Annotated in this window: 9 protein-coding genes and 1 tRNA gene; 3 read left to right on the top strand and 7 right to left on the bottom strand. The window is 59.9% G+C overall.

Annotation, left to right across the window (positions count from 1 at the left end; genetic code table 11):
• The 4 genes from AADA04_RS10865 to AADA04_RS10850 all read right to left on the bottom strand — a co-directional run.
• Nucleotides 1–1111 (bottom strand): dihydroxy-acid dehydratase (locus AADA04_RS10865; RefSeq protein WP_340693287.1); only part of this gene is annotated, 1111 nt, incomplete at its 3' end.
• Nucleotides 1112–1119: 8 nt separating this feature from the next.
• The gene (gene pgl / locus AADA04_RS10860; RefSeq protein ID WP_340693286.1) at nt 1120–1830 is read right to left on the bottom strand and encodes a 6-phosphogluconolactonase; all 711 of its coding nucleotides are present in this window, start codon (nt 1828–1830) and stop codon (nt 1120–1122) included.
• Between the two features lie 4 nt (nt 1831–1834).
• Nucleotides 1835–3304 carry a glucose-6-phosphate dehydrogenase gene (zwf, locus tag AADA04_RS10855; protein WP_340693285.1) on the bottom strand — a complete coding sequence of 490 codons (1470 nt, stop codon included), beginning with the start codon at nt 3302–3304 and terminating at the stop codon, nt 1835–1837.
• A 195-nt stretch (nt 3305–3499) separates the two neighbouring features.
• The gene (locus AADA04_RS10850; RefSeq protein ID WP_340693284.1) at nt 3500–5194 is read right to left on the bottom strand and encodes an alpha-glucosidase; all 1695 of its coding nucleotides are present in this window, start codon (nt 5192–5194) and stop codon (nt 3500–3502) included.
• An 89-nt stretch (nt 5195–5283) separates the two neighbouring features.
• Here AADA04_RS10850 and AADA04_RS10845 point away from each other — a divergent pair, with 89 nt between their 5' ends.
• Together AADA04_RS10845 and AADA04_RS10840 are read left to right on the top strand one after the other, a co-directional pair.
• Nucleotides 5284–5775, top strand: a complete 492-nt coding sequence (locus AADA04_RS10845) for a flavin reductase family protein (RefSeq protein ID WP_340693283.1) — start codon at nt 5284–5286, stop codon at nt 5773–5775.
• 104 nt (nt 5776–5879) lie between these two features.
• Nucleotides 5880–6410: a hypothetical protein gene (locus AADA04_RS10840; protein ID WP_340693282.1), complete on the top strand. Its 531-nt coding sequence runs from the start codon at nt 5880–5882 to the stop codon at nt 6408–6410.
• 7 nt (nt 6411–6417) lie between these two features.
• On the opposite strand, the gene AADA04_RS10835 is transcribed toward AADA04_RS10840, so the two are convergent.
• Nucleotides 6418–8028, bottom strand: coding sequence for an ATP-binding protein (locus tag AADA04_RS10835; protein ID WP_340693281.1), 1611 nt, complete (start codon nt 8026–8028; stop codon nt 6418–6420).
• 189 nt (nt 8029–8217) lie between these two features.
• Between AADA04_RS10835 and AADA04_RS10830 the strand changes: the two genes are divergently transcribed.
• Nucleotides 8218–9501, top strand: coding sequence for an FAD-dependent oxidoreductase (locus AADA04_RS10830; RefSeq protein ID WP_340693280.1), 1284 nt, complete (start codon nt 8218–8220; stop codon nt 9499–9501).
• Between the two features lie 52 nt (nt 9502–9553).
• On the opposite strand, the gene AADA04_RS10825 is transcribed toward AADA04_RS10830, so the two are convergent.
• A tRNA-Trp gene (locus tag AADA04_RS10825) sits at nt 9554–9629 on the bottom strand.
• A 160-nt stretch (nt 9630–9789) separates the two neighbouring features.
• Nucleotides 9790–10980, bottom strand: a complete 1191-nt coding sequence (gene tuf / locus AADA04_RS10820; protein ID WP_340693288.1) for an elongation factor Tu — start codon at nt 10978–10980, stop codon at nt 9790–9792.
• Nucleotides 10981–10993 lie beyond the last annotated feature (13 nt).

Below are 10993 nucleotides of genomic sequence, written 5' to 3'. Positions count from 1 at the left end.
GCGCACCCCCATCCATAAGCCCTGCCCCCAGCAATTCGCGGACGAGGAAACCCATTCCGCCAGCCGCATGGAAATGGTTCACATCCGAAGGTCCGTTCGGATAGATGCGTGCCAGCAAGGGCGTCACCGCACTGATTTCGGCGAAGTCCTCCAGCGTGACCTGGATGCCCGCAGCCGCTGCCATGGCGGGGATGTGCAGCGCGTGATTGGTCGACCCGCCGGTCGCCATCAGGCCGACAATCCCGTTCACGACCGACCGCTCGTCGATCAATTCGCCCATTGGCCTGTAATCGTCGCCCTGCGCGGTAATCGCGGCGGCACGATGCGTCGCAGCGCGCGTCAGCGCCTCGCGCAGCGGCGTGCCGGGATTGGTGAAGGCCGCGCCCGGCAGGTGCAGGCCCATGACTTCCATCAGCATCTGGTTGGAATTGGCCGTTCCGTAGAACGTACAGGTGCCCTGCGTGTGATAGCTCTCGGCTTCCGCGCGGAGCAATTCCTCGCGGTCCACCTTGCCCTCGGCAAACAGCTGGCGAATGCGGACCTTCTCGGGATTGGGCAGGCCGGACGGCATTGGCCCCGCAGGCACGAAGACCGATGGCAGCCAGCCGAAACGAAGCGCCGCAATCACGAGTCCCGGAATAATCTTGTCACAGACGCCGAGATGCAGCGCGGCGTCGAAAACGTCATGGCTCAGCCCGATCGCTGACGCCATTGCGATCACGTCGCGCGAAAACAGCGAAAGCTCCATGCCCTCTTGGCCCTGCGTGACGCCATCGCACATCGCCGGCACACCGCCCGCCACCTGCGCAATCGCGCCCGCGTCGCGCGCCGCCTTGCGAATGATGTCCGGATAATGCTCGAACGGCGCATGCGCCGACAGCATGTCATTATACGACGTGATGATCCCGATATTGGGCCAGCCGCCGCCGAGCAGTTCCGCCTTCTCCATCACCGCACAGCCAGCCGACGCATGGGCCAGGTTGCCCTCCGTCATCTTCATCCGCGCAAACCCGTCCGGGCGACGCGCCCGAATCATCTCCAGATACGTGGCGCGTGTGTCCTTGGACCGAAGACGAATGCGGTCTGTGACAGACGCGATGGCGGGATGCATGTGAGTTATCATGGTGCCCATATGATTGTGAGGCGGGGGCCGAGCCCATCAACGGCGAAACGGATAGGCTGATCGTCGGGTTCCGATTTGAGAGCCGACGTCAACACGTCCCGCTTCTCGTCACCGAAAATCAAGAGGATGGCGGCGTCAGAATCGATGATCGCCGGCCCGGTCAGCGTGAGCCGTTCCGTCACGTCCCCGGCGACCGGACAGCCGGTCGCATCAATCGCGGCGACGACCTCTCCTTGCCTGGCATGCATGGCGCCTTTCAGGCCACCCGCATTTGGAAACCAGCTCGCGGTATGCCCATCAGTCCCCATGCCCAGGAGGATCAGGTCAATCGGGTCGCAATGCGGCCCATAGGCAAGGTTCCGGTCGGCTACCGCTGCCGCGGCTGTCTGCGCGGCCGTCTTCATCGGCACAAATCCCGCAGCTCCTGCTTTGCCTGTCAGCAAATGACTGCGCACCAGGCGCTCATTCGATCCCGGATCGACCGGGCTGACCCAGCGCTCGTCGACAAGACCGACGGTCACGCGGTTCCACGCCATATCCGCCTGCGCAAGCCGGTCGAACACGGGCGCGGGGGTCGATCCTCCCGACACCATGAAACTCGCTTTTCCGGACTCCTCGATCACAGCCGACAGAACGCCCACAGCCATGCGCGCGGCAAAATCAGCGGCCTCGTCTCGACTCGAATGCTCCAGAAATTCGTGCTTCATCAAGCTATTGTCCTTCAAACCATTCGCGACCGTCGCGGTCCATCATCATGGCGGCGGCGAGCGGTCCGTTGCTGCCAGCGGCGTAGAGGTCCGGCGCATCGCCGTAACGATCCCAGGCATCGATCAAGCCATCGACCCATTTCCAGGCAGCCTCAACCTCATCGCGGCGCATGAACAGGGACAAATTGCCTCGCACAACATCCATCAGCAATCGCTCGTAGGCATCCGGATAGCGCACGGTAAAGCTTTCAGCATAAGACAAGTTCAGCGGCAGGGACTTCACACGCAGGCCGCCGGGACCCGGTTCCTTGATCTGCACATAGAGGCGGACGCCTTCATCCGGCTGAAGCCGAATGACCAGCCGGTTCACGGCGTCATTGCCTTCGCCGAACAGCGAATGCGGGGTCGGTTTGAACTGGATCACGATATCGGAATGGCGATAAGGCAAGCGCTTCCCCGTTCTGAGGTAGAACGGCACACCGGCCCAGCGCCAGTTGTCGATCGATGCCTTGATCGCGACAAAGGTTTCCGTAGTGCTGGCGGCGCCGCTGCTCAACTCGTCGACATAGCCTTTCACAGGCTCATCGCCGCGTACGCCAGCCTTGTATTGGCCCCGCACCGTCACCCGCCGCGCCGCCTCGCCCGTGATCGGCACCAGCGCGTTCAGCACCTTGATTTTCTCCGTCCTGATATCGTCGTCATCGAGATGGTTGGGCGGCTCCATCGCCGTCAGGCAGAGCAACTGGAGCATATGGTTCTGGACCATGTCACGCAACGCGCCGGACTTGTCATAATAATCCGCCCGGCCCTCAAGCCCGAGATCCTCGGCCACTGTGATCTGGACATGGTCGACATAATTGCGAGACCAGAGCGGCTCGAACAACATGTTGGCAAATCTCAGGACCATCAGGTTCTGGACCGTGTCCTTGCCAAGGTAATGGTCGATGCGGAAAACCTGGCGCTCGGCAAACACGGCGCCGACACCGTCATTGATTTCGCGGGCCGACTCAAGGTCTGTACCGATCGGCTTTTCGAGCACGACGCGTGCATTTTCCGTCGCCAGGCCAGCCCGCCCGAGCGCCTCTGAGATGCCGACATACAGACGCGGCGACGTCGCCAGATAGAAGACGCACGGTCGACCTGGCTCATCGGACAGTTTCGATTTGAGGGTCGGCCAGTCGGCTTCGGGATCGGTGGCATCAATCGAGACATATTCGACGAGCTTTTCGAACCCTTTCCACGCCTTGGCATCCCAACTCTTGCCGGACGCCGTCTCGCAGGCCTCGCGCGCCATGTCACGATAGGCTTTGGTGGAAAGCTCCGAACGCGCCGTGCCGACAATCCGGCTTGTCTCCGGAATCTGGCCGTCCAGCCAGCGGTGATAGAGCGCCGGCAACAGCTTGCGCCGGGAGAGATCACCTGTGCCACCAAATATGACGATATCGAACGGATCAACAGGTATGAATTTGGCCATCGTGGACGCTCCCCGCGCATTCAAATTCTCGCATGCCGCAAGAATGCGATTCTGAGTATAGTATTTTGGCAATGGCGCCAAAAATGCTCATGTTGGCGCTCTCATGCGCCAGCGTCACGCACTGATTTAGGTCTTCCGATCCGCAGGCCTTTTCGGCCCTTCGGATCGATCCTGTCATGTTCGAATGCGGATTGCTCAGAGGCGCCCCATCCAAACGGAATATTCCGGCACGTCGCCTAAAAATTCACCACCCCATCCGGACTCTGCCAATACGGTCGCGCCTGACGGCATGCAATCGGGGCGCAGCCGGGATTCGGCGCCGAGATTGAACACGCAGAGCACCGTGTCGTCGCCCCGCACGCGCCGAAACACCAGCAGCGGCAGCTCTACATCCTCGAATGCGATGTCACCAAGGGTCAGAGACGGGGACGATCCCCGAAGGTTCAGCACGTGCCGCGTAAAATTCAGGACCGAGTCTGGCTTTGTCTCCTGCACGTCCGCCGCCACAGCGGCATGCCCCTGCCCCACTGGCAGCCACGGCGTGCCCGTCGTGAATCCCGCCGCGTGGCCGTCATGGGTCCATGGCATCGGCGTGCGAGCCCCGTCGCGGCCCAATGTGCGGGGCCAGTTCGCGATCGCCTCGGGGTCCTGCAATTGTTCAAACGGAATTTCGGCCTGCGGCAAGCCCAGCTCTTCGCCCTGATAGAGGATCGGATTGCCGCGCAGGCTGAGCAGGAGCGCATTTGTCAGTTTTGCGAACCGGGCCCGGTCGGGTCCGTCATACCAGCGGCTCACACAACGCGGCGCGTCATGGTTCGAAAAGGCCCAGGACGGCCATCCCTCGTCGAAGGGGCCCATCCAGTTCGATTGAGCGCGTTTCACGCGTCCGGGCGTCAATGTGGAGGCGTAGAGAAAGTCGAAATTGTAGGCCGAGCTCAATCGACCATCGCCAGCCGTGAAGGCTTTCATCTCGGGCAACGGGTCCGCGCCTGCGACTTCCGCCACGGTGAATACCGCGCCGAATTCATCGGTCAGCGCGCGGACGCGCTCCAAAAATGTGGGGATGCCGGGGTGTGACTTGTTATGAACATGGTGCTGGAAGTCATGCGGTCGCGTTATCGTGCGATCACCGACATCCCATGCAGGATTGTCGCGAAAAGCCGGATCGAACATTGAAAAATTGATCGCGTCGAGCCTGAACCCGTCGACGCCGCGTTCGAGCCAGAAGCGCGCCGCGGCAAGCAGGGCGTCCTGGACCTCTCGATTGTGCAGGTTGAGTTGCGGCTGGCTCGGCAGGAAATTGTGCATGTAATATTGCTGGCGCCGCGCATCCCACGTCCAGGCGGCACCTCCGAATACCGCCTGCCAATTATTGGGCGGAGTCCCGTCCGGCTTTGCATCCCGCCACACGTACCAGTCCGCTTTCGCATTCGTCCTGTCCGCGCGGCTCTCGCTGAACCAGTCATGCGCATCCGATGTATGGGACATGACCTGATCGATGATGACACGCAGTCCTTCGACATGCGCCGCCGCAATCAGCCGGTCGAAATCGTCAAGCGTGCCGAAAATCGGATCAACGTCGCAATAGTCCGACACGTCGTAGCCGAAATCCTTCATCGGCGACGTGAAGAATGGCGATATCCAGATTCCCGCCACGCCAAGTGATGCGATGTATCCAAGCTTCCGGGTTATTCCCGGCAAATCGCCAATCCCATCGCCATTCGTGTCGAGATAACTCCGGGGATAGACTTGGTAGATCGCGGCGCCACGCCACCAGGGATCAGGCACTTCCCCGGACGGGTCCGATGGGTCTTGCGTGTGGTCGGCCATATGCTGGATACCTCGTGCTGACGTGGGCCCGGAAGCGTCGAGCCGCGCTGATTTGCGCATTCAACGGCATTCCTCACGCGGGTCAACGCAGCTTGACGAACGGGAAAATCGGCTTTGCCATGCGGCGAAACCGACTTAGACGGTGGAATATGGAATTTGATACCCGTACATTTCGCGACGCTCTTGGGTTGTTTGTTACAGGCGTCACCGTCATCACGGCGCGCAATAAAGACGGCTTGCCTTTCGGGGTTACTGCCAACAGCTTCAATTCCGTATCCGTGGACCCGCCCCTGATCCTCTGGTCTCTGAGCCGGGCATCGCGCAACCTCAAGGCATTTCAGGAAGCCCGGCACTTTTGCGTTCATATCTTGCGTGAGGACCAATCCAGCTTGTCGCGCAGGTTCGCCATGAGCGATGTGGACAAGTTTGAAGGCATGGAATTTGAACCGGGCGAAGGCGGCGTGCCTATCCTGCCCGGAAGCGCAGCGCGGTTGGAATGCCGGACGTATGCGCAGCATGATGGTGGCGACCACGTCATTTTTCTGGGCGAAGTAATTCGCATTGCCGCCGATCATGAAGCCCGCCCGCTTTTATTTCATGGTGGGCGCTACGCGGTATTGTCTGATACTGTCGAAAACTAGGACACGCTTCCGGTTGGCCGAGCCTCCGGACGACAGCGGCAAAAATCCAGGCCCGTGGCCCAGTCAGTCCGGAAGGAACCCAGTTGAATCTGTTTGCGCGATTCATGTTCATCTTGCTGTCCGCCTTGCGCGGGCAGCCCGCTGGCGGCCCGCTGGAACCGACACGTATCGGCCTCCGCGTCTGGATGACCGATCATGCGTTCGCGCAAGCTGTTCCCTTGCATCGGATCCGGTCGTATACTGACCTTGCGACCATCAACTCCGTCATTCGGATTGGTCTCGGGCGTCTCATTCGCCGGAATGGCTGGCTTCCCATCATTCAGGCTGAATCCATTCGTCAGACAGGCGCGCTGCGATTCCCGCAAAAAGTCGAAGTCGTCACATCAATCGTCGGATGGCAGGACAATTATGTCTGCTATGTCCATGAAGTGTTCGCCGGCACGGAACGGGTTGCTGTCAGCAGCATGCTGGCGCGCATCATTGGACGGAAAGGCAGCGCCGTGGCGATCAGCGGCATCGCTGAAGAACTCGGCGCGCCCGAGCAGAGCCCAGCCATCACCCCACAGTTTCAGGCCATGATCGCCGAATCTGAAATCGGTCGTGCGCATTCCATGGAAACGAGCCGCATTGCCTGACACGCAGTCAGGACGTCTCGCGGGCCGCAGGATTGTTCTGGTGGTCGGTGGCTGAGACGCAACGGCTTGGAGGAATTACGAGAAATGCGCTGGTGCCGCGGCCTTCCTGGCTGTCGAGCAAAACATCGCCATCATGCTGGCGCGCCAGCTTGCGACTGACTGACAGGCCAAGACCAACGCCGCGACCATTCTTCAGTTCATTTGTGCGCGTGCTCTGGAAAAATGGCTCGAATGCCTTGTCGAGATCTTCCTTGCGCATGCCTGATCCGCGATCCCTCACCATCAGCAATATGCCCCGGCCCACAATACGCGAAACCTTGACGGAAATCGGCGACGCGGACCCATGCTCAAAGGCGTTGGTCACGAGGTTCAGGACAATCCGCTCCAGCGCAGTGCGGTCGTAGTAAACCTGGGGCAGTCCCGGCTCGATATTCACCTGCAACGGCACGTCAGAATACCCCGGCGACGCCAGCCGTACGCGCCCAACGGCACTGTTGATGATCTCCGACAGTTCAACCACTTCCTCATCCGCCGTCACGGCTTCACGGTTCAGCTTCGAGAAGCTGATGATCTGGTCGATGATTCCTCCAAGATAAGACGCATGCTTGCGGATCTGGTCGGCATAGCCGCGGAACTCGCGCTCATCGAACGGAATATTTGAATCGCTGCCCATCAGGCCTGAACACCCGACAATCACGTCGAGTGGCACTTTCAGTTCTCGGCTCATCGAGTTCAGGAAGCGGGTCTTGGCGGCATCAGCGGTCTCGGCCTCTTCCTTCGCGACCTCGATGTCCCGCTTGCTCTGTTCAAGATTGGTGACATCGGTATGGAGAATAACATGCCCACCATTCGGCACCTTCTCGACAGACTTCTGCCAGTACCTTTCGCCCGCCTTGGGAAGGCGGCGCGAACCGGTCGTCAGATCGCTTTCCGTGCCGGAGAAATACGCTTTGTGGAGGTCGTTTTGAACCAGAACGGTCCCGTTGGCGTCGAGATAGGCAAACGCCTGGCCGCTGGCATTCAGCGCGCCAATGAGGATTTCGTGTGATTCGGTCGCCTGGATTCGGGACTCAACGTTGGAGACGAAGGTCAGATAGGTTCGTTTCATACCGAAATAGACGGCCAGCGCGAAAACGAGGACCATAAGGGAAATCGCGATGCCCGAATTTGCCGTCGACAACGCTGCGTAAAGGAGCAGTGTGAACACGGCAGTCGCAGAATATCGCAGCGCGACCCTTGGCACGGCAGGCAAGAGTGCCGACATGCCGGCGATCATCGGTAGAATCAGCAGTGCGCCGTAGAGGACCGCCGTACGCGGGTCAGAACCGCCGATGAAGAAAGGCAGCGACCCCCATGCCGCGCCGAACACGTATGCCAGCCACTCGGACCGTCGCAGATAGCGTCCACTCACGACAGTCGGCCGCGAAAGACTGCGCTTGAGCAGCGAGTCGATAATCAGTACCGCAGCCAGTGCCCAATTCAGGAACAACCAATAGCGCATTGATGTATTGGCAATGCTCTGCGTGATCATCATTGTGGTAGCAGTTGAATTCACGATCATCACGCCAGCCATGGTGGCGGTGTGACTTGCGAAGGCCAAATGCTGTTCGAGCAACACGACGCGATCCACCGCAGTCGCATTTGGATGCTTGCGCTGCAGCAAATACTTCAGAAAGGAATTTTGCGATCCGGTTGTCGGCATGAAGTTTGAATACCGCGATAAGATGAATATGAGCCTTGTCACCAAGGGCTAACTTTATGAGAGTACCAATACTTTCGTTAACAATTAGGGTTCGTGGAACACATCTTGGCCACCGAGAACGGATATAAGATCGCGATCATCGGGGCCGGACCTGCCGGCCTCAGCGCTGCGCATTTCCTGCAGGAACGGGGGATCCGACCCGTTATCTTCGAAGCCGATGGCCGGATCGGCGGAAAGTCGTTTTCCATCCTTAACGGCGACAACCTGAACGAAATGGGCACGTGCTACACAACGCGGTCCCACACGATGATCAAGGGCTGGATGAAAGCCAATGACATCAGCTTGAAACGGCTCGGAGAAGCCCGATTCGACGGCCAATCCGTCTATGAGTACGTCAAGCAGGGCCCCGGCGTCCCGCTGCCCCTGCAGGTCACGCGGTTCATCCGCAAGGCTGGCGCGCTGCGCAAAGCGATTCGCGCGCGGCCTGACGACCCGGAAGTCATGCAGGAAGCCTCACTATCGACGATCGAATGGGTCCGCGCACTTAACATCCCCAAGATCGAACTTGCGATGCATCGCATCCAGACAACGCAGGGATACGGTTATGTCGACGAGGCCACGATCGGCCAGACTGTCCAATGGTGCGACTTCCAATACCTCCTGTCTGGTGTGCTGAATGACCTGCACATGCCCGAACAGGGCTGGACGACGTTCTGGGAGCGGTTTGCCAGGCCGCTTGATGTACGACTCGCCACGCCCGTGATCGGGATCGACCGGTCCGGCCCCAAACCGGTGATCCACACGCGCGATACCGAACAAGCGTTCGACGCAATTGTGTCGACGATCCCGATGCAACTCTTCACTGCTATTGCCGATGCCAGCTCGCTCGAACAGCGCGTCGCCGACAGTATCGACTGGAAGAACTACACGACCACGCTGATCGCCTCGAATGACTGGTTCACCGGGCACCAGGTCATCGGGTACTCCCGGGCTTCGAAGGACAGTTCCCTGCGCGGCGCGATCCTCGGTGGACGCGCGGAAGGTGAGAGTTCGGATATGGGCGGGCGCCTATATGTTACCGGCCAGTTCTCAGACGGCCTGACCTCGGGCGAATTGCGCGAAATTCTCTTTGCCGACGCCGCTTTGCACGGGTTCACGATCAACAACGTCGTATTCCAGAAAACCTGGCAATATTTTCCGCAATACAGGCCTGAGGCCGTCGCGACCGGGCTTTTCGGCGATCTCCGGCGCGTTCAGGGGCACAACAACACCTGGTTCAGCGGCTCGACCTTTTCCCACGAACTTGTGTCCAGCGTGGTCTCGCGCAGCGAAACAGTCGTCCACGACATGTTGATCGCTCTGAAACAGGAATCCCTGGCACTCGCATGATCTTGTCAGGCCGACGCGGCACGCCATGCGACTTTTCCGGATGATTGACGCCTGGCAGGGGCAGTAAGACTCGAACTTACGACACCCGGTTTTGGAGACCGGTACTCTACCAACTGAGCTATACCCCTACAGGCGAAGCGGTGGTTTGCCCCAAATGGGCGCGCGCTGCAAGATAGAAGGTTCAGACAATTGCCAAAAGCTGCCGCGAGAGCGCCCCGAAATCCCGCACAATGAAAAAGGCCGCCTCCTTGCGGAAGCGGCCTTTGTCTTGTCGTAGCTGTTTCCAGCCTATTTCTTGATTTCGGACACCACGCCGGCGCCGACGGTACGGCCGCCTTCGCGGATGGCGAAGCGCAGGCCCTTGTCCATGGCGATCGGCTGGATCAGCTCGACATCCATTTTCACGTTATCGCCCGGAAGCACCATTTCCTTGTCGGCCGGCAGCGTCACCACGCCCGTCACGTCGGTCGTGCGGAAGTAGAACTGTGGACGATAATTGGTGAAGAACGGCGTGTGACGGCCACCCTCTTCCTTGGTCAGGATATAGGCTTCGGCTTCGAACGTCGTGTGCGGCGTGATCGAACCCGGCTTGCAGAGAACCTGGCCGCGCTCGACGCCTTCACGGTCAACACCGCGAAGCAGCGCACCAATATTGTCGCCAGCCTGGCCCTGGTCGAGCAGCTTGCGGAACATTTCAACGCCGGTACAGGTCGTCTTGACGGTCGGACGGATGCCGACAATCTCGATTTCCTCGCCAACCTTGACGATGCCCTGCTCGACCCGGCCGGTCACAACCGTACCGCGACCCGAGATCGAGAACACGTCTTCGACCGGCATCAGGAATGGCTTGTCCAGCGGACGCTCTGGCGTCGGGATATAGTCATCAACGGCCTGCATCAGCTCGAGGACCTTGTCCTTGCCGATTTCAGGATTGCGGCCTTCGACAGCTGCCAGTGCCGAACCGGCAATGATCGGGATATCGTCGCCCGGGAAGTCGTACGAGTTCAGGAGCTCGCGCACTTCCATCTCGACCAGTTCCAGCAGCTCGGCATCATCGACCTGGTCGACCTTGTTCAGGAAGACAACCATCGACGGCACGCCGACCTGTTTGGCCAGCAGGATGTGCTCGCGGGTCTGCGGCATCGGGCCGTCAGCCGCGTTCACAACCAGGATCGCGCCGTCCATCTGCGCCGCACCGGTGATCATGTTCTTCACATAGTCAGCGTGGCCGGGGCAGTCGACGTGGGCATAGTGACGGTTGGCCGTCTCATACTCGACGTGCGCCGTGTTGATCGTGATGCCACGGGCCTTTTCTTCAGGCGCCGAGTCAATGTCGGCATACGATTTGGCTTCGCCGCCAGACGCCTCGGCCAGGACCATCGAAATGGCCGCCGTCAGCGTCGTCTTGCCATGGTCAACGTGTCCAATCGTGCCGATGTTCACGTGCGGCTTGTTGCGTTCAAACTTTGCCTTGCCCATCGGGCCTCTCCTT

Source organism: Hyphomonas sp., assembly GCF_037969335.1.
GTDB lineage: Bacteria > Pseudomonadota > Alphaproteobacteria > Caulobacterales > Hyphomonadaceae > Hyphomonas.
This window is presented reverse-complemented; position numbering and strand designations above follow the sequence as displayed.

Coding starts and splice junctions, on each gene's coding strand:
- zwf (WP_340693285.1), bottom strand. CDS start 3,304: ATGGCCAAATTCATACCTGTTGATCCGTTCGATATCGTCATATTTGGT.
- AADA04_RS10850 (WP_340693284.1), bottom strand. CDS start 5,194: ATGCGCAAATCAGCGCGGCTCGACGCTTCCGGGCCCACGTCAGCACGA.
- tuf (WP_340693288.1), bottom strand. CDS start 10,980: ATGGGCAAGGCAAAGTTTGAACGCAACAAGCCGCACGTGAACATCGGC.
- pgl (WP_340693286.1), bottom strand. CDS start 1,830: ATGAAGCACGAATTTCTGGAGCATTCGAGTCGAGACGAGGCCGCTGAT.
- AADA04_RS10840 (WP_340693282.1), top strand. CDS start 5,880: ATGTTCATCTTGCTGTCCGCCTTGCGCGGGCAGCCCGCTGGCGGCCCG.
- AADA04_RS10845 (WP_340693283.1), top strand. CDS start 5,284: ATGGAATTTGATACCCGTACATTTCGCGACGCTCTTGGGTTGTTTGTT.